The sequence below is a fragment of the Piscinibacter sp. HJYY11 genome (genome assembly GCF_016735515.1).
Lineage (GTDB): Bacteria > Pseudomonadota > Gammaproteobacteria > Burkholderiales > Burkholderiaceae_C > Rhizobacter.
In genome coordinates, this window is record NZ_JAERQZ010000001.1 from 1,558,985 (window position 1) to 1,583,631 (window position 24,647).

Annotated in this window: 21 protein-coding genes; 15 read left to right on the forward strand and 6 right to left on the reverse strand. The window is 69.8% G+C overall.

What is annotated here, in order from left to right; genetic code table 11:
• Positions 1-25: 25 nt before the first annotated feature.
• Together JI745_RS07010 and JI745_RS07015 are read right to left on the reverse strand one after the other, a co-directional pair.
• Positions 26-307: an RNA-binding S4 domain-containing protein gene (locus JI745_RS07010; protein ID WP_201804919.1), complete on the reverse strand. Its 282-nt coding sequence runs from the start codon at positions 305-307 to the stop codon at positions 26-28.
• A 34-nt stretch (positions 308-341) separates the two neighbouring features.
• Positions 342-1,343, reverse strand: a complete 1,002-nt coding sequence (locus JI745_RS07015; protein ID WP_201804922.1) for an LLM class flavin-dependent oxidoreductase — start codon at positions 1,341-1,343, stop codon at positions 342-344.
• A 200-nt stretch (positions 1,344-1,543) separates the two neighbouring features.
• Between JI745_RS07015 and JI745_RS07020 the strand changes: the two genes are divergently transcribed.
• From JI745_RS07020 to JI745_RS07040, 5 genes are all read left to right on the forward strand, one after another.
• Complete coding sequence (locus tag JI745_RS07020; RefSeq protein WP_201804923.1) at positions 1,544-1,756, forward strand: cold-shock protein; 213 nt, start codon at positions 1,544-1,546, stop codon at positions 1,754-1,756.
• Positions 1,757-1,897: 141 nt separating this feature from the next.
• Complete coding sequence (locus JI745_RS07025) at positions 1,898-2,938, forward strand: NADP-dependent oxidoreductase (RefSeq protein ID WP_201804925.1); 1,041 nt, start codon at positions 1,898-1,900, stop codon at positions 2,936-2,938.
• 79 nt (positions 2,939-3,017) lie between these two features.
• The gene (locus tag JI745_RS07030) at positions 3,018-6,113 is read left to right on the forward strand and encodes a PAS domain-containing protein (RefSeq protein WP_201804932.1); all 3,096 of its coding nucleotides are present in this window, start codon (positions 3,018-3,020) and stop codon (positions 6,111-6,113) included.
• Between the two features lie 87 nt (positions 6,114-6,200).
• The gene (locus JI745_RS07035) at positions 6,201-8,822 is read left to right on the forward strand and encodes a S8 family serine peptidase (protein ID WP_201804934.1); all 2,622 of its coding nucleotides are present in this window, start codon (positions 6,201-6,203) and stop codon (positions 8,820-8,822) included.
• Positions 8,819-9,328 carry a protease complex subunit PrcB family protein gene (locus tag JI745_RS07040; RefSeq protein WP_201804936.1) on the forward strand — a complete coding sequence of 170 codons (510 nt, stop codon included), beginning with the start codon at positions 8,819-8,821 and terminating at the stop codon, positions 9,326-9,328. Before JI745_RS07035 ends, JI745_RS07040 begins: the two co-directional genes overlap by 4 nt.
• On the opposite strand, the gene JI745_RS07045 is transcribed toward JI745_RS07040, so the two are convergent.
• Positions 9,329-11,401: a M3 family metallopeptidase gene (locus JI745_RS07045; protein WP_201804940.1), complete on the reverse strand. Its 2,073-nt coding sequence runs from the start codon at positions 11,399-11,401 to the stop codon at positions 9,329-9,331.
• A 160-nt stretch (positions 11,402-11,561) separates the two neighbouring features.
• On the opposite strand from JI745_RS07045, the gene JI745_RS07050 reads away from it, so the two are divergent.
• The gene (locus tag JI745_RS07050) at positions 11,562-12,383 is read left to right on the forward strand and encodes an acyl-CoA thioesterase II (RefSeq protein WP_201804941.1); all 822 of its coding nucleotides are present in this window, start codon (positions 11,562-11,564) and stop codon (positions 12,381-12,383) included.
• On the opposite strand, the gene JI745_RS07055 is transcribed toward JI745_RS07050, so the two are convergent.
• Positions 12,374-12,757, reverse strand: coding sequence for a hypothetical protein (locus JI745_RS07055; protein WP_404932802.1), 384 nt, complete (start codon positions 12,755-12,757; stop codon positions 12,374-12,376). The genes JI745_RS07050 and JI745_RS07055 overlap by 10 nt on opposite strands.
• Before the next feature lie 96 nt (positions 12,758-12,853).
• On the opposite strand from JI745_RS07055, the gene JI745_RS07060 reads away from it, so the two are divergent.
• The 5 genes from JI745_RS07060 (at position 12,854) to JI745_RS07080 (ending at position 18,369) form a co-directional block, all read left to right on the forward strand.
• Positions 12,854-13,405 (forward strand): YaeQ family protein, encoded by a 552-nt coding sequence (locus JI745_RS07060; protein ID WP_201804942.1) that lies wholly within the window; start codon positions 12,854-12,856, stop codon positions 13,403-13,405.
• Positions 13,406-13,431: 26 nt separating this feature from the next.
• Positions 13,432-13,722, forward strand: a complete 291-nt coding sequence (locus JI745_RS07065) for a GNAT family N-acetyltransferase (protein WP_201804943.1) — start codon at positions 13,432-13,434, stop codon at positions 13,720-13,722.
• A 7-nt stretch (positions 13,723-13,729) separates the two neighbouring features.
• Complete coding sequence (locus tag JI745_RS07070; RefSeq protein ID WP_310738506.1) at positions 13,730-15,877, forward strand: prolyl oligopeptidase family serine peptidase; 2,148 nt, start codon at positions 13,730-13,732, stop codon at positions 15,875-15,877.
• Between the two features lie 16 nt (positions 15,878-15,893).
• The gene (locus JI745_RS07075; RefSeq protein ID WP_404932803.1) at positions 15,894-16,469 is read left to right on the forward strand and encodes a DUF924 family protein; all 576 of its coding nucleotides are present in this window, start codon (positions 15,894-15,896) and stop codon (positions 16,467-16,469) included.
• Positions 16,470-16,737: 268 nt separating this feature from the next.
• Positions 16,738-18,369, forward strand: coding sequence for a carboxylesterase/lipase family protein (locus JI745_RS07080; protein ID WP_201804945.1), 1,632 nt, complete (start codon positions 16,738-16,740; stop codon positions 18,367-18,369).
• Positions 18,370-18,438: 69 nt separating this feature from the next.
• Here JI745_RS07080 and JI745_RS07085 read toward each other — a convergent pair whose 3' ends face one another.
• Positions 18,439-20,148 (reverse strand): long-chain fatty acid--CoA ligase, encoded by a 1,710-nt coding sequence (locus JI745_RS07085; RefSeq protein WP_201804946.1) that lies wholly within the window; start codon positions 20,146-20,148, stop codon positions 18,439-18,441.
• Between the two features lie 230 nt (positions 20,149-20,378).
• Here JI745_RS07085 and JI745_RS07090 point away from each other — a divergent pair, with 230 nt between their 5' ends.
• Together JI745_RS07090 and JI745_RS07095 are read left to right on the forward strand one after the other, a co-directional pair.
• A complete protein-coding gene (locus JI745_RS07090) occupies positions 20,379-20,525 on the forward strand; it encodes a hypothetical protein (RefSeq protein ID WP_201804948.1) in 147 nt (48 codons plus the stop codon).
• The gene (locus JI745_RS07095) at positions 20,522-21,016 is read left to right on the forward strand and encodes a hypothetical protein (RefSeq protein ID WP_201804950.1); all 495 of its coding nucleotides are present in this window, start codon (positions 20,522-20,524) and stop codon (positions 21,014-21,016) included. Before JI745_RS07090 ends, JI745_RS07095 begins: the two co-directional genes overlap by 4 nt.
• Positions 21,017-21,022: 6 nt before the next feature.
• Here the strand turns inward: JI745_RS07095 and JI745_RS07100 are convergent, their stop codons facing one another.
• Positions 21,023-21,994 (reverse strand): LysR substrate-binding domain-containing protein, encoded by a 972-nt coding sequence (locus JI745_RS07100; protein WP_201804954.1) that lies wholly within the window; start codon positions 21,992-21,994, stop codon positions 21,023-21,025.
• A gap of 130 nt (positions 21,995-22,124) precedes the next feature.
• Here JI745_RS07100 and JI745_RS07105 point away from each other — a divergent pair, with 130 nt between their 5' ends.
• Complete coding sequence (locus tag JI745_RS07105; RefSeq protein ID WP_201804955.1) at positions 22,125-23,330, forward strand: CaiB/BaiF CoA-transferase family protein; 1,206 nt, start codon at positions 22,125-22,127, stop codon at positions 23,328-23,330.
• A gap of 15 nt (positions 23,331-23,345) precedes the next feature.
• On the forward strand, positions 23,346-24,608 hold the full coding sequence (locus tag JI745_RS07110) for a DUF1254 domain-containing protein (RefSeq protein WP_201804956.1): 1,263 nt from the start codon (positions 23,346-23,348) through the stop codon (positions 24,606-24,608).
• Positions 24,609-24,647: the final 39 nt, after the last annotated feature.

Sequence of the window (24,647 nt, forward strand, 5' to 3'; positions counted from 1 at the left end):
GAAGAGCCCCGCCCGACCCCCGCGCTCAACCGCGGGGGTCGGGCTTTTGTTCGTGGGGCCGCTCTATCCCATCGAGCGGCGCCGGCATGGTGGGCGCGTGCACGCGCACGCGCGCGCCCGTCACGCTGACCACCTGGCCTGCGCGGATCTTGCAGGTCTTGCGCAGCTCCTGCTGACCATCGACCTCCACCTTGCCCTCGGCCACCATCGCCTTGCCGGCCCCGCCGCTGTGCGCCAGGCCCGTGACCTTGAGCAGGGCATCGAGCGTGATGTAGTCGCCGTGCAGTTCGAATTCGATCAGTCTCATCGGGCCTCACCTGCCGTCATGTTGTTGTCATGGATCAGTGGTGAGTTTCCGCCAAACCAAAGGCCTGTGCCAGCAGGCTGTACGACTTGCGGCGCACCGCGGGGTCGTGCGCCCAGGTGTTGATGACGATCTCATCCAGCGACAGCTCGGCCGCCAGCGCCTCCAGCTTGCGCTTGACCTGCGCGGCCGTGCCGACGAAGGCCCGCTGACGCATCGGCTCGACCACCCGCTCCATTTCGTCGACGGTGAAGCCCCGCGCCGCCACCGCCTCGGGCGACTGCAGCGGGCCCAGCACCCCGCGCCCGCGGTCCACCCGCCAGCGCTCGCGGCTGAGGGCGTGGTGCACGGCCTCTTCTTCGGTGTCGGCTGCCAGCGCCCAGACGCAGATCGTCGGCTGCGGTTGCGGGTGGCGTTCGCTCGGCTGGTAGAGGCGCCGGTAGAGGTCGAGCGCCTGCTCCACGCCCTGCCCGTCGACGAAGAAGTAGGCGTAGGCATACGGCAAGCCCATGTGGGCGGCCAGCTGCGCGCCGTAGTCAGAGCTGCCCAGCACCCACAGCTCGGGCACCAGCGGCCCGCGCGGGTGGGCCACCACGCCGCGGTGCGGCTGGCCGCTGGTCCACGCCTGCAGCTCGCGGATCTGCTCCGGGAAGTGCTCCGCGGTGCCATAGGTGTGCGGGTTGAGCGCCTGCGCGGTGCGCATGTCGCCGCCTGGTGCACGCCCCACGCCAAGGTCGATGCGGCCGGGGGCCAGCGCCTCCAGTACGCGGAACTGCTCGCTCACCTTGAGTGCCGAGTAGTGCGGCAGCATCACGCCGGCACTGCCGATGCGGATGCGGCTCGTGCGCGCGGCGATGGCCGCCATCAGGATCTCGGGCGCGCTGCCCACGATGGTCGGCAGGCTGTGGTGTTCGCTCAGCCAGAAGCGGTGGTAGCCCAGCGCCTCCGCGTGCTGGGCCAGTTCGAGGGTGTCGCGGATGGCGGCGTCTTCGCTGCTGCCTGCAAGCGAGACGGATTGGTCGAGAACGGAGAGCTTCATTGGCGGCAACACAGCAATTGCGAGGTATATTCAGCCTACAGGTATACGCAAGACAGTGGTTGCGAGTGATTTTTTCGAAGCCCGGCCTGGTTCCAGTCCGGTTCCGTCAGAACCCCCCGAGTACGTTTCTTGAGTGTCTCTGCATGCGGAGCATGTGCTGCGCATTAATAACTTTGTTCAAAGAAAGATAGGAATCGTCCATGACGACTCAAACCGGAACCGTGAAGTGGTTCAACGAAAGCAAGGGCTACGGCTTCATCGCCCAGGACGCAGGCGGTGCAGACCTCTTCGCCCACTTCCGTGACATCCAGGGCTCGGGCTTCAAGACCCTGCTGGAAAACCAGCGCGTCGAGTTCGAAGTCAAGCAAGGCCAGAAGGGCCTGCAGGCTGCGAACATCCGCGTCATCAGCTGATACGCGGCTCGCACCCAACTGAAACGCGGCTTCGGCCGCGTTTTTTCATGCCTGATCGAAGCCCACGGCGCTGACATCTGGGCGACAACATCGCCCCACCGCCGCACTAGCATTGCGCCACACATCCAACCGGAGACCGCCATGCCCGCCCTCGCCGCCCTCACCAACCACCAGGTCCGCCTCGCCGCCCGCCCCGTGGGCAACACCAAGCCGAGCGACTGGAGCCACACCTCCGAGCCCGTGGCCGAGCCGCCGGCCGGGGGCGTGCTGGTCAAGACCCTGGTGCTCTCGCTCGACCCGGCCATGCGCGGCTGGATGAACGAAGGCAAGAGCTACATCCCGCCGGTGGGCATCGGCGAAGTCATGCGCGCAGGCGGCGTGGGGGTGGTCGTCGCGTCCAACAACCCGGCCTACGCAGTGGGCGACCATGTGTACGCGAGCCTGGGCGTGCAGGAGTACGCGGTCATCCCCGAGAGCGAATTCAAGCGGACGGGCCTGGTCAGGATCGACCCCCGCGTGGGCACGCCCACCCAGTGGCTCAACGTGCTGGGCATGCCCGGCATGACGGCCTACTTCGGCCTGATCGACGTGGGCCTGCCCAAGGCGGGCGAGACGCTGGTGGTCTCGGGCGCGGCGGGCGCGGTGGGGCAGACAGTGGGGCAGCTCGCGAAGATCCGCGGCCTGCGCGTGGTCGGCATCGCCGGCGGCCCGGCCAAGTGCGACTGGGTGGTCAAGGAGCTCGGCTTCGACGCCTGCATCGACTACAAGGCCGGCAACCTGAAGGACCAGCTCCGCGAGCACTGCCCCAAGGGCGTCGACATCTACTTCGACAACGTCGGCGGCGAGATCCTCGACACCGTGCTGACCCGCATCACCCGCGGCGCGCGCATCGTGATCTGCGGTGCGATCAGCCAGTACAACAACACCACCCCGGTGCAGGGCCCGGCCAACTACCTGTCGCTGCTGGTCAACCGCGCCCGCATGGAAGGCATGGTGGTGTTCGACTACGCCGACCGCTACCCCGTTGCCATCGCCGAGATGGCCGGCTACCTCAAGAGCGGCAAGATGAAGAGCAAGGAAGACGTGGTGACGGGCGGGGTCGACGCCTTCCCCTCCACCCTGCTCAAGCTCTTCAGCGGCGAGAACTTCGGCAAGCTGGTGCTGCAAGTCGCGACGGAATAAACACCTGCCGGGGGCTTGGGGAGCCCTCCCTCCAAATGGCGGCCCACGCCGGGCAGACGCGGGACTAGACTGCCCGCTCATGGCCCTTCCCCCGGCTCCGCCGACGCCGCCCAGCCTCGCAGCGGGGTGGGCAGCGGTGTTGGACGCGAGCAGCGACGCGCTGGCCCTGCTCGAAGACGGCGGTCGCCTCGTCTGGGCCAATGCCGGCTTCGGCCACGCCTGCGGCCAGCCGGTTGGCCAGGTCACCGGCCGGTCGATCGAATCCGTGCTCGCACCGCTCACCGGCCCGCTGGACTGGCCACGCTGGCAGCGCGATGGCGAACACCTCGACCGCCTGCCCCTGAGCTGGCGCCCCGCCGGAGGCGGGGTGCGTCACGGCCTGCTGACGCTGCGCCCCCTGGGCGATGCCGAGGCGCTGCCTCCCGCCCGCTGGCTCCTGCGGCTGCAAGACACCACCGAGCTGCAGCAGCTGCGCGACGAGGCCGGCCGCAAGGCCGAGCTGCTCGACATGACGCAGGAGGTCGGCCGCCTTGCGGTCTGGGAGCGCGACATCCCCGGGGGCACCGGCCGCTGGAGCCGGCACATGTTCAAGATCTTCGGGCTGCCCGAAGGCGACGGCACCCCGTCGTTCGACGAGATCGCCCGACGCGTCCATCCCGATGACAACCTGCCGGAGACCTTCCTCGCCTCGACCCGCGCGGCCGGCCGCTACGACCACCACTACCGCATCCTGCTGCCCGACGGCTCGGTGCGCCGCGTGCACTCGCACTGGGAGGTGAAGACGTCGCCGGAGGGCGTGCCCGACCGCGCCATCGGCCTGATCGTCGACGACACCGAGGTCTACCGCCTGGCCGACGCCTACGACAAGGCCAACACCCACCTCACGCTGGCGGTGCAGGCGGCCAACATCTCGGTCTGGCGGCACGACCTCAAGCTCGACCGCTTCTTCTACAACGACCTCGGCTTCCGCATCCTCGGCGTCGAGCCGACGCCCGATGGCATCTCGCGGGCCGACCTCCGCGCCCTCATCCACCCCGACGACCTGCCGGGCATCATCGCCTCGGTCGAGCAGTCGCTGCGCACCGAGGAGCCGGTCGACGTGCGGGCCCGCTACCGGCGCATCGATGGCAGCTGGGCCCACATCCTCACGCGCCGTGCGGTGCGCCGCAACGACAAGGGCGAGCCGATCGAGTTCATCGGCGTCGGCCTCGACATCACCGCCGAGGTGGAGCGCCTGCGCGCGGCGAGCGAGCTGGCCGAGCACCTGCAGATCGCCGTCAACGCGGCCGGCGTGGGCGTGTGGAGCCGGGCGCCCGACACCCCGCGCGCGCACTGGAACGAGCAGATGTTCCGCATCACCGGCCGCCCGCAGCACCTGGGCGGGCCCACGCGCGAGGAGTGGATCAACGAGATCGTGCACCCCGACGACCGTGCCGCCATGCGCGCCGCACGCACGATGCTGGCGACCGACGCGGCGTCGTTCGAGCACGAGTGCCGCATCGTGCGGCCGGATGGCGAGATCCGCTGGCTCGTGAACCGCGTGCGCCGCGAGCGGCGCGACGGCATGATGATGGTCTTCGGCGTGACGATCGACGTGACCGAGCGCGTGCGTGCCGAGATGGCGCTGCGCAGCGTCAACGAACGCGTGGCGCTGGCCGCCCGCAGCGTGGGCATGGGCACCTGGGAGTGGGACGTGGACACCGGCGAGGCCATGTGGGACGAAGCCATGTTCCGCCTGCGTGGCATGGAGCCGCAGCCGCAGGCGCTCAATGCCGAGCAGCGCCTGGCCATGACCCACCCCGACGATCTCGAGAACGTCAAGACCGCCCTGCGCCAGGCCTCGCGCAACACCGGGCCCACGACCTACGAGTTCCGCGTGGTGTGGCCCGACGGCACCATCCGCTGGCTGGCCTCGCGCTCCACGCCGGCACCCGATGCGAACGGCCGCAGCACCAAGCGCATCGGCGTCAACTGGGACGTGACCGAGTCACGCAAGGCCGAGGAGCGCCAGCGCGAGCACGAGCTGGCACTGCGCGAGAGCCAGGCGAAGTCGGAATTCCTCTCCCGCATGAGCCACGAGCTGCGCACGCCGCTCAACGCGGTGCTCGGCTTCGCCCAGCTGCTGTTGATCGGCAAGGACACGCTGCAGCCCCAGGCGCGCAGCAAGATCGCCCACATCCAGTCGGCCGGCGAACACCTGCTCGCACTCATCGACGACGTGCTCGACCTCTCCAGCCTCGAGAGCGACCAGCTGCGCCTCGACCTGCAGCCGGTGCGCCTGCACGAAGTGCTGGGCGAAGCCCTGCCGCTGGTCGAAGCCCTGGCGCGCACGCACGGTGTGACGGTGCACGCGGGCTCGCTCGAGGGCACGGTGACCGTCGACCGCACGCGGCTGCGCCAGATGCTCATCAACCTCTTGAGCAACGCGATCAAGTACAACCGGCCGCAAGGCCGCGTCACGGTCACCAGCATCGTCAAGCCGGACCACGTGCTGCTGCAGGTGCAGGACACCGGCCTCGGCATGACGCCCGAGCAGCTGGCCCACCTCTTCGAGCCGTTCAACCGGTTGGGGCGCGAGCGCGACGGCATCGAAGGCACCGGCATCGGCCTGGCCGTCGTGAAGGCGCTCGCGCGGCGCATGAAGGGCGAGATCAGCGTCGAGAGCCAGGCGGGCCTCGGCTCCACCTTCTCCGTGCGGCTGCCGCGTGCCGACGATGCCGTGCCGGCGACGGAAGCGACCCCGCTGCTGTCCGTCCCCGTCGCCGCCGCACCCGCAGCCCGGCGCAGCGGCAGCGTGCTCTACATCGAAGACAACCCGGTGAACGTGCTGCTGGTCGAAGAGCTGATCCGCATGCGACCGGGCCTCGCGTTCCATGCGGCGGCCACCGGCATGGCCGGCGTGGCGCAGGCTGCGCAGCTGCGGCCGGACCTGATCCTCATCGACATCCAGCTCCCCGACATCGACGGCTTCGAGGTGCTGCACCACCTGCGCCAGCAGGAGGCCACGGCCAGGACGCCGTGCATCGCGCTCTCGGCCAACGCGATGCCCGACGACATCGAGCGCGCGCGCAACGCGGGCTTCTCCGACTACTGGACGAAGCCGATCGACTTCGCCAACTTCCTCGCCGCGCTCGACCGCCGGTTCCCCACCGTGCAGCGTGGGCATGACCAATGACACCTGCGTGATCGGCCGTCCTGGGTGAGCATCCGGGCCCGCGACGACATGGATCGTCGCGCCCATAAAAGCTCAGGAGGTTTTGTCATGTCGCTGTCATCACGCGTTGCTGCACTTGCCGCTGCCGTTTTCGTTGCCGCCTGTGGCGGTGGCGGAGGCGACGGCGGTGGATCGCCCACCCCACCGCCGCCCCCGCCGCCCGGCACCTTCCAGGTCTCGGGCCAGATCCGCGTGGCCGACAACACGCTCGTCGACAGCGACGTCAACGACGTCAACGCGCCCTACGCGCCCAACGACAGTTTCGCCACGGCACAGCCCCTGCCCAACCCTGTGAGCCTCGCGGGTTATGTCACCGAGGCCGGCGCGGGCCCCGTCGGGCGCTTGCGCGCCGCAGGCGACCTGAACGACCTCTTCCGCATCGATGCGGTGGCGGGCCAGACCGTCTCGCTCGTGCTGGCCGACCCGACGGCCAGCGACATCGACCTCTTCCTCTGCGACGAGAACCAGGTTGAGGTCGCCGATTCCGTCGGCACGGGCCGGCTCGAGAGCGTGACCATTCCCACCACCGGCCGCTACTACGTGCGGGTAAATGCGTACGCCGGTGCCGGCAGCTACGTGCTGGCCCTCGGCCAACCCACGCCCGCTGCGGCCGATGCCGGCACGCTGCAGAGCAGCGCCGACTTCGTGCCCGGCGAGGTGGTCGTGCGCTGGCGCAACCCGGCCCGGGTGCAGGAGGCCGGCAAGCGCAGCGCGGCCACTGCGCTGTCGGTGCATGCACTCTCGAAGGCCGCCGGCGCCACCGAGGGCGACTGGCTCGTCAAGCTCGACGACCCGCGCAGCACGCTCGCGTCGTCGAACCGCAGCGGTCGCGATGCACTGCCGGCCAATGCCGCCCTGTCGACACGCGACCTCAAGGCCGCCACGCTGCAGGCGATCAAGCGCCTGCGCGCCGACCCGGCGGTGCTCTACGCCGAGCCCAACTACATCCGCCACCGGATGGCCGTGCCCAACGACCAGTACTACAACCTGCAGTGGCACTACCCGCTCATCAACCTGCCGGCCGCATGGGACATCACCACCGGCAGCAACTCGGTGATCGTGGCGGTGATCGACACCGGCGTGCTGCTGGGCCACCCCGACCTCGCGGGCAAGCTCGTGCCGGGCTATGACTTCATCAGCGACATCGGCAACGCCAACGATGGCAACGGCCCCGATGCCGACCCCAATGACGCGGGCGACAACGCCACGCCCAACGGCTCGAGCTTCCACGGCACGCACGTGGCGGGCACCATCGCAGCGTCGAGCAACACCACACCTTCGCGCGGCGTCGCCGGCGTGGCCTGGGGCGCGCGCATCATGCCGCTGCGGGTGCTCGGCACACGGGGCGGCACGTCGTTCGACATCACCCAGGCCGTGCTCTACGCTGCTCGCCTGACCAACAGCTCGGGCACCCTGCCGGCGCAGCGCGCCGACATCATGAACCTGAGCCTCGGCGGCACAGGCTCCTCCCAGGCGGAGCAGAACGCCTACAACCAGGCGCGCGCCGCGGGCGTCATCATCGTCGCCGCGGCCGGCAACGACGGCAACGCGGTGCCCAACTACCCGGCCTCCTACGACGGCGTGATCTCGGTCAGCGCGGTGGGCATCCGCAAGACGCTCGCGAGCTACTCCAACTTCGGCTCGCGCGTCGACGTGGCTGCACCGGGCGGCGACTCCGGCGACTTCAACGGCGACGGCTACACCGACCTCGTGCTGAGCACCCATGGCGACGACAGCGACGGTGCCGTGGTCTACACCTACGGCCTGCAGGCCGGCACCTCGATGGCCACGCCCCACGTGGCCGGCGTGCTGGCGCTGATGAAATCGGTGAACCCCGCGCTCACGCCTGACGACATCGACCGCCTGCTCGCCGCCGGCCGCCTGACCACCGAGCTCGGCGCCGCCGGCCGCGACGACAACTTCGGCCACGGCCTGATCGATGCGCTGAAGGCCGTGCAAGCGGCCCAGAACGGCACCACTCCCACGCCGGCGCTGCTGTCGTCGACACCGGGCACGCTCAACTTCGGGCCCGGCTCGACCATGCAGACCCTGGTGCTGAGCAACGGCGGCAGCGAAGCGCTGAGCGTGACCGCGGTCAACGTCACGCCCGCGGCCAGTTGGCTCAACGTCGCGCCACCCGCCGCGGCCAACGGCCTGGGCACCTACACCGTGACCGTGAACCGCGGCACGCTGGCGCCCGGGGCCTACAACACCACGATCCAGTTCGTGTCGACCGCCAACACCGTGACCGTGCCCGTGGTGCTGCAGGTGACGGCCGGTGGCGGCACTACCCCGAGCGCCAACCTCGGCGTGCTCTACGTGCAACTGGTGAACCCCGACACCATGGCGGGCGTGGCCCAGCGCCAGGTCTCGGCCACCAATGGCGTCTACAACTTCAGCTTCACCAACGTGGCCGCCGGCACCTACATCGTCGTGGCGGGCAGCGACCCCGACAACGACGACACCATCTGCAACGTGGGTGAAGCCTGCGGCGCCTATCTCACGCTCGACGACCCGGTGCGCGTGACGGTCAACGCCAACCGCAGCGGCCTCGACTTCACGGCCGACTTCGTGACCTCGATCGGTGCGAATGGCGTGGTCCGCGGGAACCCGCTGTCTCGCAATGCGTCCACCACCGGTGTCCCACGCATGAAGGCCCCCGCACCATGACGCGCAACCCTTTCCTGATCCTGAGCCTGGCCGCCACGCTCGGGGCTTGCCAGGCACAGGCCCCGGCCCCCGCAACCTCCTCGGATCCGGCCACGCTGCCGTTCCAGGTCCTGCATCTGGGCACGCAGTGCGGGGCCGACAGCGCCTCGGTCGACCGCATCGCCGACGCGGCCGGCTTGCGCCAGGCCATCGCCGGCCGCACGGTCGGTGCCACGCCCACGGTGCCGGCCGCCGACTTCGACCGCTCGCTGGTGCTGCGCCTGTCGATGGGCCAGCAGCCCAACCCCGGCCACCGCCTGGGCGTGACCGGCGTGCGCCTGCAGGGCGCATCGCGGCGCCTCATCATCGACACCGTGTGGGCCACGCCCGAGCCCGGTCGCATGTACGCCACGGTGATCACGCAGCCCTGCGTGATCGTGGCGGTGCCGCGCGGCGACTACGGCGGCGTGGCGGTGCTCGACGCGCAGGGCCGCGAGCGCATGGGGGCGGCACTCACGCTGCGCTGATCAGGCCGGCCGCACGTCCTCCAGCAGGCCCTCCAGCAGCCCACGCTCGCGCAGCATGGGCTGCACCTCGGGGTCGCGCCCGCGGAAGGCACGGTAGGCCTCGCGCGGCTCGCGGCTGTTGCCGCTCGAATAGATGTGCTCGCGCAGGCGCTGCGCCACCGCCGCGTCGAACGGGTCGCCGGCTTCGGTGAAGGCGTCGTAGCCGTCGGCATCGAGCACCTCGGCCCACAGGTAGACGTAGTAGCCCGCGGCATAGCCCGCGCCTGCGAAGAGGTGCAGGAAGTGCGGCAGCCGGTGGTTCATGCCCACGGCGGCTGGCAAGCCCATGCGCTCGACCTCGGCACGCTCGAAGGCCACGATGTCGGGGCCTTCGGCCTCGGTGCGCGAGTGCACGGCCATGTCGACCTTCGCCGACGCGAGGTAGCGCAGCGTCTCATAGCCCTGGTTGAACTTGCTCGCGGCCTCGATGCGCTGCACCAGCTCGTCGGGGATCGGCTCGCCGGTCGCGTGGTGGCGGGCGTGGCGCTTCAGCACCTCGCGCTCGCCCAGCCAGTGCTCGAAGAGCTGCGACGGCAGCTCGACGAAGTCGCGCAGCACGTTGGTGCCCGACAGGCGCTCGTAGTCCACGTTCGACAGCAGGCCATGCAGGCCATGGCCGAACTCGTGGAACAGCGTGCGTGCATCGTCGAAGCTCAGCAGCGTGGGCTCGCCCGGCGCGCCCTTGGCGAAGTTGTTGTTGTTGGCGACGATCGGCACCACCCGCACCCCATCGGCCCCGCGCGACTGCTGGCGGTAGAGCGACATCCACGCGCCGCTGCGCTTGGTGGGCCGCGCGAAGTTGTCGTGCAGGAAGAGGCCGATGAGGTCCTCGCCCTGGCGCACCTCGTAGACCTTCACGTCGGGGTGGTAGGCGCGGAGGTCGCTGCGCACGACGAAGCGCAGGCCGAAGAGGCGGTGGGCGCAGTCGAACGCGGCCTCGACCATGCGCTCGAGGGGGAAGTACGGCTTCACCGCGGCTTCGTCCACGTCGAAGCGCTGCCTGCGCAGCTTCTCCGCGAGGTAGCGCCAGTCCCAGGCCTCGACCTGCGTCGGCTCGCCGAAAGCAGCGGCCAGCGCCACCAGGTCGCGCTGCTCTTCGGCCGCACGCTCGGCCGCCGGCGCCCACACCTTGTCCAGCAAGTCGTTCACGGCCGAGCGGGTGCCGGCCATGGTGTCGGCCAGGACGTAGTCGGCATAGCAGGCGTAGCCGTGCAGCCGAGCCTGCTCGTGGCGCAGCGTCAGGATCTCGCGTGCGATCGGGCGGTTGTCGTGGGCCCCGTCGTGCTCGCCGCGGCTCACCCACGCGCGCCAGGCCTGCTCGCGCAGGTCGCGCCGCTGGCTGAAGGTGAGGAAGGGCACGATGTGCGAGCGCGAGAGCGTGATGACGTGCGCGTCGGAGATGCCGCGCTCGGCGGCGGCCTGGCGCGCGGCGGCGCGCACGAAGTCGGGCAGGCCGGCGAGGTCGCGCTCGTCGCGCAGCACGAGGCGGAACGACGACTCGTCGGCCAACACGTTCTGGCTGAAGCGGGTGTGCAGCTCGGCGAGGCGCTGCACGACTTCGGCGTAGCGCTTCTGCGCGTCGGCCTCGAGCTTGGCGCCGGCGCGCACGAAGTCGAGGTGGACGCGCTCGATCAGCCGCCGCTGCTCGGCACTCAGCCCGAGCTGGTCGCGCTCGGCGTGGAGCGCATCGACGCGCTTGAAGAGCCGGGCGTTCATGTAGATCGCGCTGCCGTGTGCGGCGAGCGGCACCGCCATCTCGCGCTCCACGGCCTGGAGCTCGGGCGACGTTTCGCTCGCGCCGAGGTTGTGGAAGAGCGACTCCACACGCGCGAGCAGCCGGCCGCTGCGGTCGAGCGCGGCGATGGTGTTGTCGAAGCTGGGCGCGGTGGCGTTGGCGGCGATGGCATCGATCTCGGCCCGCTGCTCTGCCATCGCCGCCTCGAAGGCCGGCTTGAAGTGCTCGGCGCGAACATCGGCAAAAGGCGGCAGCTCGTACGGCGTGGTCCAAGGCTGCACCAGGGGGTTGGAGGTCATGGCGCGTCTCGCAGGGCAGAAGGTGCGGTCGATTCTAGGGAGCCGCCTCAACCCGAGAGCCCGTGGCGCGTGATGCCCTTGTCAGCAGCTGTCGCCGCGGTGCCAGCACGAACGACCCTGCGCTCCTATCATGGCCCGCGACTTCAGCAGCCCACTTCCCATGAGCAGTCTCACGCCTCTTTCCACCATCCTCGCCGGCCGTCGCCGGCACGAGCATGACGTCGGCTTCGACATCCCCGCCGACTGGCTGCAAGGCCGCACCTCCTTCGGCGGCCTCATCTCCACGCTCGCCGTGCAGGCGATGCGAGACGTGGCCGGCAGCGCCTGGCCCGCCACCGTCAAGCTGCGCGCCTTGCAGACGAGCTTCATCGGCCCGGTCGGCCTGGGCGCGATGGACGTGACGGTCACGCTGCTGCGCGAGGGCAAGAACGTGCGCCAGGTGCAGGCGCTGGTGAAGCAGCAGGGGCAAGTGTCGGCGCTGATGCTCGGTGTCTTCGGCATCGACCGCGAGACCATCGTGCCGGCCAAGTCACCCGAGCGGCCGCCGGTGGCGCTGTCGCCGGAAGAGACGCCCGAGCGCGTGGTGCGCGGCGGCGCACCCAACTTCACCCAGCACATGGACATGCGCTTCGTCGAAGGCGTGCCGCCCTTCTCGGGCCAGCACAGCGAGCTGAGCAAGATCCACCTGCGCCTGAAAGGCGAGCCCACGCCGATCGACCTGGAGTTGCTCACGGTGCTGCTCGCCGACGTGCCGCCCACGCCGGTGATCAGCAACTTCACGCAGCCCACGCCCGCGAGCTCGGTCTCGTGGGAACTGGAGCTGCGCCCGCTCGCGCAGGCACCCGCGGCCGACGGCTGGTGGCGCGTGGACACCGACGTGCTCGCCTCGGGCGGCGGCTACGTCAACCAGATCACCAAGCTGTGGGCACCCGGCGGCGAGCTGGCCGCGCTGGGCTACCAGGTGGCCGCGGTCTACGGTTGAGCGTCGGCGTCTTTCGCCGCGGCCTTCTTGGCCGGGGCTTTCTTGGCGGCGGCCTTCTTGGCGGCCGGCTTCTTCGCCTCGGGCGCTGCGGGTTTCTCACCACCGTCGAGCGCCTGCGCCAGCAACTCGGCCAGCAGGCCGTTGACGCCACCTTCGTGGGCGGTGCCACGCTCGTTGATGCGCTTCACCAGCTCGCTTGGCAGCTTGCAGGCAAACGGCACCAGGCCGAGGGCGGCATCGCGGGCACGGCGCTCGCGCTTCTCGAGCGCTTCGGCTGCGCCCTGCGCAAAGCGGTCGGGCACGCCGGCAGCCTTCATGCGGCCGGCCACCTTCAGGCCGAGGTTCTTGGCAAGGTCGAATTTCTTCAGGCTCATGGGGTGTCTCCGCTCGGTCTTGGCTCGTTCAGCGGCCGCCATTCTCGCCCCGTTGGCGGTGGTCTAATGCCCGCCTCCCTCCTCTGGTGACACCGCATGGCCCTCAAGGCAACGATCTACAAGGCGCAGGTCCAACTGGCCGACATGGATCGCAACATCTACGGCGACCACAACGTGACCATCGCGCGCCACCCGTCGGAAACCGACGAACGCATGATGATCCGCCTGCTGGCCTTCGCCCTCAACGTGCCAGCCGACGACCACCAGGGCAACCTCGAATTCGCCAAGGACCTGTGGGACACCGACGAGCCCAGCCTCTGGCAGAAAGACCTCACCGGCCAGATCGTGCAGTGGATCGACCTCGGCCAGCCCGACGACAAGCGCGTGATGAAGTCGGCCCCGCGCGCCGAGCGTGTGGCGGTCTACAGCTACACGAGCAGCACGCCGATCTGGTGGAGCGGCATCGCCACCAAGATCACGCGCGCCAGCAACGTGACGGTGTGGCAGGTGCCGGCCGAGCAGAGCCAGGCGCTCGCGGCCCTGGCGCAGCGCACGATGCAGCTGCAGGTGACGGTGCAGGACGGCACCGTGTGGGTGGGCGACGGCGCGAGCAGCATTGAGATCACGCCGCAGAAGCTGTACGGTTAAGCCGCTGGGCCAATAATCGGCCCACCATGACCGACACCCCCACCTACACCGTCTCGCACAACCCGGCCGAGCACCGCTTCGAGGTCGCCATCGAGGGCCACCTCGCGATCGCCGAGTACAGGATGACGAGCCCGACGGTGATGCGGCTCACGCACACCGAAGTGCCGCAGGCGCTCGAAGGCCGCGGCATCGCGGGTGCACTGGCTCGCTTTGCGATGGCGCATGCGCGCCAGCACCAGCTCAAGATCGACCCGCAGTGCCCCTACATGCGCGCCTACATGGAGAAGCATCCCGAGACGCACGACCTGCGCCTATGAGTCGCTCATGAAGCTGCTCGCCCGCCTGGCCGTCGTCGCCCCGCTCCTTTTTCTTTCCAGCTTTTCCGCCGTGTCGCAAAACATGCCCCAGCCCCCCGCCGCGCCCGACAGCACCGACCCGTTCCTCTGGCTCGAAGGGGTCGACGACGAGAAGGCGCTGGGCTGGGTGCGCGAACGCAATGCGGTGTCGCAGAAAGAGCTGATGGCGCAGCCCGGCTTCGAGCACACCCGCGCGCAGTTGCTCGAGGTGCTGAATGCGAAAGACCGCATCCCCAACGTCACCCGCCGCGGCGACTGGCTCTACAACTTCTGGCAGGACGAGCACAACAAGCGCGGCCTGTGGCGCCGCACCACGCTGGCCGACTACCGGCAGGCCAACCCGAAGTGGGAAACAGTGCTCGACCTCGACGCTCTCGCCGCGGCCGAGAAGGAGAACTGGGTCTGGGGCGGTGCGGCCTGCCTGGGCCCGAGCTACCGCCACTGCCTGATCTCGCTGTCGCGCGGCGGTGCCGACGCGAAGGTGGTGCGCGAGTTCGATGCGGCGAAGAAGGAGTTCGTCAGCGGCGGCTTCAGCCTGCCCGAGGCGAAGGGCGATGTCGACTGGATCGACGCGGACACGATCTACGTCGCCACCGATTTCGGCCCCGGCTCGATGACCGACTCGGGCTACCCGCGCGTCATCAAGCGCTGGAAACGGGGCACGCCCCTGAGCGCCGCCGTGACCGTCTTCGAAGGCGAAGCGAAGGACGTGGCGGTGCACGTGAGCGTCGACCCGACGCCCGGCTTCGAGCGAACGGTGTTCTACCGCTCGCTCGATTTCTACAACACCAAGGTCTTCCTGCTCGATCGAGAGGCCAAGGGCGAGAAGCTCGTGCCGCTCGACATCCCGAGCGACGCCAGCCCCGCCTTCCTGCGCGACACGCTGCTCCTGAGCCTGCGCAGCGAGATGACGGTCGGCGAGCAGCGCTTCCCCGCGGGCTCGCTGCTGCACACCAACGCCAGCGCCTACCTGCAAGGCCAACGCAAGCTGGCGGCGCTCTTCACGCCCACGGCCACGCGGTCCTTGTCGGGCTACACCGCCACCAAGAGCCATGTGCTGCTCAACATCATCGACAACGTGGCCGGCAAGCTGGAGCAGTGGCACAAGAGCGGCGACACCTTCACCCGGCGCGAGGTCAACGCGCCCTACCCCGGATCGCTCGGCGTGAGCGCCCTGCACGACCCGCTGATCAAGGACGACCCGCTCGCCGAGGCCTACTGGCTGAGCTACACCGATTTCCTGACGCCTGATTCGCTCTACCTCGGCAGCACCGCCAACGAAAAGCGCGAGCTGCTGAAGTCACGGGGTTCGCTGTTCGACAACGCGGGCATGCGCGCCGAGCAGCGCTTTGCCACCTCGAAAGACGGCACCAAGGTGCCCTACTTCGTGGTCTGGCCCAAAGGCGCCCAGCCCGACGGCGCGAACCCCACCCTGCTCTACGGCTACGGCGGCTTCGAGATCTCGCTCAAGCCCTGGTACTCGGGCGGCTTCGGCCGCAACTGGTACAGCCGCGGCGGCGTGCTGGTCGTGGCCAACATCCGCGGCGGCGGCGAATACGGCCCGCGGTGGCACCAGGCGGCGGTCAAGGCGAACAAGCAACGCAGCTACGACGACTTCATCGCGGTGGCCGAAGACCTGATCCAGCACAAGATCACGTCGCCGAAGCATCTCGGCATCATGGGCGGCAGCAACGGCGGCCTGCTGGTCGGTGCCACCGTCGTGCAGCGGCCCGATCTCTTCAACGCCGTGGTGTGCCAGGTGCCGCTGCTCGACATGCGCCGCTACCACACGCTGCTGGCCGGCGCCTCGTGGATGGCCGAATACGGCAACCCCGACCGGGCCGACGAGTGGGCCTACATCGCCAAGTACAGCCCCTACCAGAACGTGAAGCCCGGCGTGAAGTACCCACGCGTGCTCTTCACCACCTCCACACGCGACGACCGCGTGCACCCCGGCCACGCCCGCAAGATGGCCGCCCGCATGCTGGCGCAAGGCCACGACATCCTCTACTACGAGAACATCGAAGGCGGCCACGGGGGTGCCGCCGACAACGAACAACGTGCGCACCTGCAGGCGCTCGAGTTCAGCTACCTCTGGCAGCAGCTCGGGCGTTGACCTGCTGATGAGCACGATGAACCCGCAAGCCCACGACGTCCTGCGCTTCTGGATTGGCGACGGCCCGCCCTATGCCGCGCGGCCGGAGTGGTTCCGCAAGAGCGACGACTTCGACCGCGAGATCGAGCGCCGCTTCGCTCCCCTGATCGAGGCCGCCCTGCAGGACCGGCTGCAAGGCTGGGCGGACGACCCGCACACGGCGCTCGCCCGCGTGATCCTGCTCGACCAGTTCACCCGCAACGTCTACCGCCACACGCCCAAGGCCTTTGCCGGCGACACGCTCGCGCTCGCCGCCGCACGCGCGATGCTCACCGCCGGGCAGGACGCCGCGCTCGCCCCAGTGCAGAAGGTGTTTGCATACCTGCCCTTCGAACACGCCGAAGACCTGTCGGCTCAGGACACCTCCGTCCAGCTGTTCGACGCCCTCGCCCACGAGGCACCCGAGGCCGGCGCCGGCTGGCTCGACTACGCGCACCGCCATCGGGAGATCGTGGCGCGCTTCGGCCGCTTCCCCCACCGCAACGCCATCCTCGGCCGGCCTTCGACCGCCGAGGAAATCGACTTCCTGCGCCAGCCCGGCTCCTCGTTCTGAGGGCGCGACTTTCGCACGCCCGTTCTCTGGTTTCCCCCAAGGCCTTGCCTGCCTTTGCGGGCCCACACTTGTTTTCTGCACGATCGTCTTTTTTAAGCGGTCGCCGGCAAACCGGCCTTTCCGAAGCGTGGCGCCCCTCAACACCAATCCCCGGCGAAGTACTTGTACCGACTTGCTGAATCGGCCCATCGCTTTTCCGACTCGTGAACAGGGTCAGGCGCACGCAAACTCAAAACTGCACAGACGTGCAGCAACTTGGAGCAGTCCCTTGAACAACAAATCCTTCTGGTCCAGCTCGCTGGCCCGCACCCTGGCCGGCGTCACGCTGGCCGCCGGCCTGGCCGCCTGCGGCGGCGGGTCCGACGACATCGAAGCCAACACCGCCAACGGCGTGGTCCGCGGCTCGGTGAGCGGCAACACACTCAGCTTCAAAGGCATTCCCTATGCCGCACCGCCGGTGGGCGCGCGCCGCTGGGCCGCGCCGGCCGCCGTGACGAACTGGAGCGGCGTGCGCGACGCCACCAGCTTCGGCCCGCATTGCGCGCAGCCCGGCACGGCCTTTGGCGCCGCCTCGACCAGCGAAGACTGCCTCTACCTCAACGTCTACGCCCCCAAGACGCCCGGCAACTACCCGGTGATGGTGTGGATCCACGGCGGCGCGTTCTACCTGGGCCTGTCAAACGGCTACAACCCCGAGCGCCTCGTGGCGCAGGGCAACGTGGTCGTCACGATCAACTACCGGCTGGGCGCGCTGGGCTTCATGGCCCACCCGGCCTTGTCGGCCGAGCCCGGTGCTTCCAACGCCTCCGGCAACTACGGCCTGATGGACCAGCAGGCGGCCCTGCGCTGGGTGCGCGACAACATCGCCAACTTCGGCGGCAACCGCAACAACGTGACCATCTTCGGCGAGTCCGCAGGCGGCTTCAGCGTGCATGCCCACCTGGCTTCGCCCGGCTCGACCGGCCTCTTCCACAAGGCCATCATCCAGAGCGGCGCCTACGCGTTCAGCGCGGCGGCCCAGTCGTCGCTTGCGACCTCGGAAGCCGTCGGCACCGCCGTCGGCAATGCGACGGGTTGCCCGGCGCCGACCACGGCGACCTGCCTGCGCAACATTCCGGTGGCCACGCTCCTGACCGCGCAGGCGACCGCCTGGCCGTCCGGCCCCATCCCGACGGTGGATGGCGCGGTGCTGCCCGGCTCCGTGTTCTCGCGCATCTCGGCCGGCACCTACAACCGCGTGCCGCTGATCCAGGGTGCCACGCGCGATGAGTGGCGCCTCTTCGTCGCCCTCGACGAAGTGTCGGCGGCCACCCCCGCCAAGCCCTACCTCGGGGCCGCAATCAACGCCGGCAACTACCAGGCGGCGATCGCCGGCACCTTCCCGTACCTGGCGGCGGCGCCCTTCCCGGCGGGCTTCGTCAACACGCTGGCCACCACGGCGTACAACCCCGCGCTCTACGGCAACAACCACAGCGTGGCCCTCGGCGCGCTCGGCACCGACCTGCTGTTCGCCTGCAACTCGCGCCTCTCGGCCAAGCTGCAGGAGGCCAACGCCAGCGTGTACGTCTACGAGTTCGCCGACGACACCGTGCCGCCGTTCATCCCTGGCCGCAGCTTCCCGCTGGGCGCCGCCCACACGACCGAGCTGAACTACATCTTCGACACCGGCAGCTTCACCCGCACTGCCGCGCAAGACGCGGTCGCCGCCAGCCTGGTCTCGGCCTGGTCACGCTTCGCAGCCACTGGCAACCCGAACGCCGCCGCCACGCCGACTGCCTGGCCGGCCTTCGGGGCCACCGATCAGATCCAGCAGTTCAACGCGGTCGGCACCACGCTGCTGACGGACGCGGCCTTCAGCGCCTCGCACCGCTGCACGACGGTGTGGACCCCCGGCATCTGATCCGCCGATCGATCCAAAAACGAGGGTAGGGAGTGGGGGCCGGCGAAAGCCGGCCCTTTTTTTTCGTGGTCATTTCGGCTCTTGGTCCTGCAGCAGGCGCCACATGACCTTGCCCGAGCCCGACTTCGGCAGGCTGTCGACGAACTGCACGATCTTCGGCACCTTGTAGGCCGCCATGTGGTCGCGCGACCAGGCCATGATGTCTTCTTCCGTGGTCTTGCCCTTGGCCTCGGTGCGCAGCACCACCACGGCCTTCACCGTTTCGCCGCGGTAGGCGTCTTTCGCCGAGATGATGCAGGCCTCCTGCACCGACGGGTGCTTGTACAGCAGCATCTCCACCTCCGCCGGCCAGACCTTGAAGCCGCTCGCATTGATCATGCGCTTCAGGCGGTCGGTGATGAAGAAGTAGCCCTCCTCGTCCATGCGCCCCAGGTCGCCGGTGCGGAAGAACTGCTTGCCCTCGAACTCGACGAACACCGCGGCCGTCGCATCCGGCTGGCGCCAGTAGCCTTTGAACACCTGCGGGCCGCAGCTGATGATCTCGCCGATCTCGCCGGGCGGCAGCTCCTGCAGCGTGGTCGGGTCGACCACGCGCGAGTCGACGCCGAAGATCGGGATGCCCAGGCACTGCGGCTTCGCGCGTTCGGGCGGGTTGCCATGCGTCGCGGCCGAGGTTTCGGTCAGGCCGTAGCCTTCGGCGAAGACGATGCCGAATTCCTTCTCCAGGCGATCGGCGATCGCGGCGGGCATCGAGGCCCCGCCGCCGTTCATGAACTTCAGGCTGGACAGGTCGAAGCTCTTGTAATTGGGGCTGCCGAAGAGGTCGATCACCATCGTCGGGATGCAGGTCCAGTGCGTGATCTTGTAGCGCGAGATCAGGCGGCCGACGAGCTCGCGGTCCCAGCGCGGCACCATCACCACCGTCGACCCGGCGAACACACCGGCCGACATGCCCACCATGCCGGTGATGTGGAACATCGGCACGACGCCGAGCGCCACGGCCTCGGGCCCGCCGTGGGCCCACTGGATGCCACAGCTGTTGTGCATCACGGTGCGGTGCGTGTGCATGCAGCCCTTGGGGTTGCCGGTGGTGCCCGAGGTGTAGGGCAGCACGGCCAGGTCATCGGGCTTGGCGGTGTGCGGCCCGGGCTCCCGCTTTTGCGCGAGCATGTCGTTCCACATCAGGTAGCTGGCGCTGCCCTGGCCTGCCGCCGGCAGCACCGGCTCGCTGCGCAGCCAGGCCTCGACCGGCGCTGCGGGCGCATCGGCCGGGTCAATCGCGCCCGGCGCCAACATCGCGTCGGCGTAGCGCGTCACCAGCACCTGCGACAGGCGCTTGTCGGCCGGCAACGCGGCATTGGCCGTCTCGACGATCGCCGCAAGGTCGGCACCGCAGATCGCGACCTTGGCTTCGGGGTCGGTGATGTAGTGGCCGAGTTCGTCGGCCTTGTTCATCGGGTTCACCGGCACCACCACCGCATTGGCGCGCAGGATGCCGAAGAAGGCCACCAGGAACTGCGGGCAGTTCTGCATGTAAAGCAGCACACGGTCGCCGGCCTTCACGCCCACGCTCTGCAGCCAGCCGGCCAGGTGGTCGGCGTCGTCGCGCAGCTGGCCGTAGCTCATCGGCTTGCCGAAGAAGATGGTCGCGGCCTTGTCGGGGAAGCGCTGCGAGGTCACGAAGAGGTTGAACCACAGCGAGGTGGCCGGCACGACGAGCTCACGCGGCAGGCGGCGCGGCCAGATGCGTTCGTGGGGGCGGGATGCTGCTTCGGGCACGGGGACTCCTTGAGAACTACACGGGGTTTCGAGGGGCCGGTTGGAAGACCGGGTATGGCCTGAAGCATGGCAGTGCCAAAGGGTCGGCGCCGCTACGGACAAACCCTAGCGCCGCACGAGCGTTGCCATGACTCCCGGGCGCCGGCCCTCCCCGATGACATACCGGCCGCCTCTCGAGGAGCATTTGGGCCAGCGGCCTGCGCAACCCCTTCACCTACGCGGCCGGCTTCGTGGCCCGGCTCGACACCGCCAACGGCAATGCGGCGTATGCTTTCGCCACCCTCAACGGCAATCCGGTGGACATGCTCGTGGGCACCGATGGTGCGCTCTACGTGGTGACCCGTTCAGGCGTGACACGCATCGCCCCCACACCTTGACCGACCTGCCGCCCATCCTCGACGTCGAAGCCTCCGGCTTCGGCCGCCACAGCTACCCCATCGAGGTGGGCTACGTGCTGGCCGATGGCAGCAGCTACTGCAGCCTGATCCGGCCGCTGCCGCACTGGACGCACTGGGACCCGGCCGCCGAGCGGGTGCACCGCATCCGCCGGGAGCAGCTCCAGCAGCACGGGCGCGAGGTGCAGGACGTCGCCCGCACCCTCAACGACAGCCTGCGTGGTCAGACGGTGTTCAGCGACGGCTGGGCGCACGACTACCCGTGGCTCGCCGCGCTCTTCGAGGAGGCCGACCTGGTGCCGAGCTTCCGGCTCGAAAGCCTGCGCGGCCTGCTGAGCGAAGCGCAGGCCTCGCAATGGCAGGCCACCCGCGAGGCGGTGTTGCGCGAGCACAAGCTCGAGCGCCACCGTGCCAGTGCGGACGCACGCCTGCTGCAGACCACGCTGCGGCGGCTGAGGCAGACGGTGGCCTGAGGCCCGTCAGGCGCGACGCTTCCCCCGCCCCCCGGCGCGGCCCTCGCGCACCTCGCGCAGCGCTCTGGCGAATTCCTGCACCACCGGAATCTGCTCCACCGCGCCGCGGCGCGTGAAGAGCCCGAGCGGTGGCAACGGCACCGCCGGCGCCACCGGCATCAGCACCACGCCGCCCCGCGCCACTTCGTCGCGTGCGTGCTCGAAGCGCACCGCGCCGAGCAGGCCCGGGTCGAGCCGCAGCACTGCGCCGACCGTCACCGACGACTGGGCCTCGATGACCGGCTCGGGCGGGTCGACGCCCTCGTTGAGAAAGGCGGTCATGAAGGCCTGCCGCACCAGCGTCTGCCGCGGCGGCGCCACCCAGTCGGCCCCATGCAGGTCGACCCAGCGCAGCCGGCGCCGCCGCGCCATCGGGTTGGCCGCGTCGGCGATGACGCAGAGCCGGTCTTCCACCAGCGCTTCCGACTGCAGGTGGCGCAGCAGGTCGCTCGTGAGCAGCTCGGTGGTGAGGGCACCGAACACGCAGTCGAGCTCGCCGTCGAGCAGGCGCTGGATGAGTTCGCTCACCCGCCCTTCGTGCAGCCGCACCGAGGCCCGGGGCATGCGCCGGCGCAGGGCCACCACCGCCGCAGGCACGGCCGCCGTGACCGAGAAGGTGCCCACGCGCAGCACGGCGCTCGCCCCGTTGCGCATCGCCTCGGCTTCTTGGTGTGCGTGCGAGAGCTCGCCCAGCACCACCCGCGCGCGGTGCACGGCGGCCGTGCCGACGGGGGTGCAGTGCACGCCCTGGCGGCTGCGCTCGAAGAGCGGCGCCCCCAGCGCCTCTTCGGCCTCGACCAGCATCTTGCTGATCGCCGGCTGGCTCAGGTGCAGGCGGGCCGCCGCGCCCCGCATGGTGCCGGTCTCGGCCAGCACCACCAGCAGTTCCAGGTGCCGCAGGCGAAGCCGCCGCACCAGGTAGTCGAAGCCCTTGCTCATCGGAACGGGTCGGTTTCGCGTGATCACCCAGCGTGATCACGTCATCAGGATTATCGACTTTCGAGCAATCGCCGGATCCTCTATCGTGCACTCGCAGACATACACAAAAGAGAGACGGAGACAAGCGCCCATGACCGCGACCAGCGCATCGCATCACGCCGCCCGGCCGCTGGCCGGCATTCGCGTGGTCGACCTCGGCCAGTACATCGCCGGCCCCGGTGCCGCCATGACGCTGGCCGAGCTGGGCGCCGACGTCATCAAGGTCGAGCCGCTGGCGGGCGACCAGGCCCGGCACATCGGCCGTTATGGCGAATCGATGGTGCGTGCCTACAACCGCGGCAAGCGCTCGGTGGCCCTCGACCTCAAGCACGAAGCCGGCCGTGAAGCGGCGCTGCGGCTCATGTCGCGCGCCGACGTCGTGATCCAGAACCTGCGCCCCGGCGTGGTCGACAAGCTCGGGCTCGGCCCGGGCGAGGTGCGCGCGCGGTTTCCGCGCATCGTGTACCTGAGCATCTCGGGCTTCGGCAGCCGCGGCCCCTCGTGCGAGCGCCCCGGCTACGACATCGCGGCGCAGGCCGAGAGCGGGCTGATGTCGGTCACCGGCGAACCCGACCGGCCGCCGCAGAAGGTGGGCGTGCCCATCATCGACGCGGCCGCCGCGCAGCTCGGCGCGCAGGCGGTGCTGGCCGCGCTGTACGGGCGCGAGAAAAGCGGCGTCGGCGCCACGCTCGAGACCTCGCTGCTCGAAGTGGCGCTGCACCTGCAGGCCACCACCTGGGCCGACTACCTGGGCGGTGCCCCCGAGCCGCAACGCATCGGCGACGGCCAGCCGCACAACGCGCCCGCCGCCGAGGTGGTGCCCACGCGCGACGGCCACATCGTGCTCTCGGCCTATGCCGAAGAGCACTGGCAGCGCTTCTGCCGCGTGATGGGCCGCGAAGAGCTGGCACGCGACCCGCGCTTCGCCAGCAACGCGCAGCGCGTGGCCCACCGCGAGGCGCTGCGCGCCGTGCTGCGCGAGTGCCTGTCCCAGCGCAGCAGCGAGGAATGCGTGGCGCTGCTGTCGGGCCACCAGATCGTCGCCGGCGCCGTGCGCAGCTACGCCCAGGTGCTGCACAGCCCCGACCTCGCGGCCAGCGGCCTCGTGGTCGAAGCGACCGGAGCGCATGGCACCCCCTACCGCGCGCTCACGCTGCCCTATCGCATCGACGATGCCCCGCGGCCGTCGCCCCCTGCCGCACCGGCCTGCGGTGCCGACAGCGAAGCCGTGCTCGCCGAAGCCGGCTACCGCCCCGACGAGATCGCCTCGCTGCGCCGAGACGGCGTCGTCGCCTGAAAGCTCAACATCACCATGCCCATGACACCCGACCCCGACCTGCGCGATGCGCTCATCCGCACCCTGCCCCTCTTCGAGATGATGCGCATGCGTGCCGCCACGACGGCCCGCCGCCACCCCACGCTTGGCTTTGCCTCGCCCGAGCGCGGCTCCACGTTGCGCTGGGTCAACCAGTTCACGCACACGCACCGCAAGCTGGGGCCGGACGATCGCGAAGTGGTGAGCCCTAACAACGACACCGTCTACAGCAACGCCTGGCTCGACCTCTCGCAAGGCCCGGTGGTGATCGACACGCCCGACATGGGCGAGCGCTACTGGACGCTCGGGCTGCTCGACGCCTGGACCAACCCCTTCGCCTACGTGGGCCGCCGCACCACCGGCAACCGGCGCCAGCGCACGCTGGTGCATGGCCCGTCGGGCCCGGGCCCGCTGCCGGAAGGCGGCGTGTCGCAGGTCATCGCCGCCCCGGGCGACGACGTGTGGCTGATCGGCCGCGTGCTGGTGGACGACAGCCCCGCCGACCTCGACACCGTGCGCGCCCTGCAGGCCGAGTTCAGCATGTCGCGCCCGGACGGCCAAGACGCCGCGATGCGCGTCGACACCGCCCTCGACGGGCGGGCGCTCGACACGCCGGATGCAGGCCTCTACCTCTCGACGGTCGAGGCGGCACTGCGGCGCAACCCGGCTGCGGCCGACGAGTCCTTCGCCTGGCCGCTGCCGCACGACGCCGTGGCGGCGCTGCTGCCGCAGGTGTTCGAAGAATTGCGCCAGCAGCAGCAGCCGCACGAACTCGGCGGCGGCTGGGCGCTGCCGGTGGCGGTGCGCACGCATTGGGGCGAGGACGTGCTCACCCGTGCCCGCGTGGCGCGCAACCTGATCGGCGCACTTGGCATCGAAGAAGCCATGTACCCGACCGCCGAGGTCGATGCCGAAGGCCGCCCGCTCGACGGCGCGCACACCTACGAGCTGCGTTTCCCGCCCGGTGCCGGGCCGCACGTCGGCGCCTTCTGGTCGCTCACGATGTACCGTCGCAGCGACTGCCTTTTCGTCGCCAATCCCATCGGGCGGTATTCCATCGGCGACCGCACGCCCGGGCTGCGGCGCGAGGGCGACGGCAGCCTCGCGATCCGGGTGTCGGCACGCGACCCGGGGCCTGGCCACAACTGGCTGCCGGCGCCCTACGGCGAAGCCTTCTACGTCGTGCTGCGCCTCTACCAGCCGGCCGCCGAGCACCTGGAGTTCCGCTACGACTACCCGCCGATGCGCCGGCTCGCCTGAGGCGGGCGCCTTGATCCGTTCACGACAGACCCACAACAG

Excerpts from the sequence above, each read along its gene's own strand:
- JI745_RS07050 (WP_201804941.1), top strand. The coding sequence starts at position 11,562 with ATGAGCAGTCTCACGCCTCTTTCCACCATCCTCGCCGGCCGTCGCCGG.
- JI745_RS07035 (WP_201804934.1), top strand. The coding sequence starts at position 6,201 with ATGTCGCTGTCATCACGCGTTGCTGCACTTGCCGCTGCCGTTTTCGTT.
- JI745_RS07070 (WP_310738506.1), top strand. The coding sequence starts at position 13,730 with ATGAAGCTGCTCGCCCGCCTGGCCGTCGTCGCCCCGCTCCTTTTTCTT.
- JI745_RS07055 (WP_404932802.1), bottom strand. The coding sequence starts at position 12,757 with ATGAGCCTGAAGAAATTCGACCTTGCCAAGAACCTCGGCCTGAAGGTG.
- JI745_RS07105 (WP_201804955.1), top strand. The coding sequence starts at position 22,125 with ATGACCGCGACCAGCGCATCGCATCACGCCGCCCGGCCGCTGGCCGGC.
- JI745_RS07060 (WP_201804942.1), top strand. The coding sequence starts at position 12,854 with ATGGCCCTCAAGGCAACGATCTACAAGGCGCAGGTCCAACTGGCCGAC.
- JI745_RS07075 (WP_404932803.1), top strand. The coding sequence starts at position 15,894 with ATGAACCCGCAAGCCCACGACGTCCTGCGCTTCTGGATTGGCGACGGC.
- JI745_RS07100 (WP_201804954.1), bottom strand. The coding sequence starts at position 21,994 with ATGAGCAAGGGCTTCGACTACCTGGTGCGGCGGCTTCGCCTGCGGCAC.
- JI745_RS07045 (WP_201804940.1), bottom strand. The coding sequence starts at position 11,401 with ATGACCTCCAACCCCCTGGTGCAGCCTTGGACCACGCCGTACGAGCTG.
- JI745_RS07065 (WP_201804943.1), top strand. The coding sequence starts at position 13,432 with ATGACCGACACCCCCACCTACACCGTCTCGCACAACCCGGCCGAGCAC.
- JI745_RS07015 (WP_201804922.1), bottom strand. The coding sequence starts at position 1,343 with ATGAAGCTCTCCGTTCTCGACCAATCCGTCTCGCTTGCAGGCAGCAGC.
- JI745_RS07110 (WP_201804956.1), top strand. The coding sequence starts at position 23,346 with ATGCCCATGACACCCGACCCCGACCTGCGCGATGCGCTCATCCGCACC.
- JI745_RS07025 (WP_201804925.1), top strand. The coding sequence starts at position 1,898 with ATGCCCGCCCTCGCCGCCCTCACCAACCACCAGGTCCGCCTCGCCGCC.
- JI745_RS07020 (WP_201804923.1), top strand. The coding sequence starts at position 1,544 with ATGACGACTCAAACCGGAACCGTGAAGTGGTTCAACGAAAGCAAGGGC.
- JI745_RS07040 (WP_201804936.1), top strand. The coding sequence starts at position 8,819 with ATGACGCGCAACCCTTTCCTGATCCTGAGCCTGGCCGCCACGCTCGGG.
- JI745_RS07010 (WP_201804919.1), bottom strand. The coding sequence starts at position 307 with ATGAGACTGATCGAATTCGAACTGCACGGCGACTACATCACGCTCGAT.
- JI745_RS07030 (WP_201804932.1), top strand. The coding sequence starts at position 3,018 with ATGGCCCTTCCCCCGGCTCCGCCGACGCCGCCCAGCCTCGCAGCGGGG.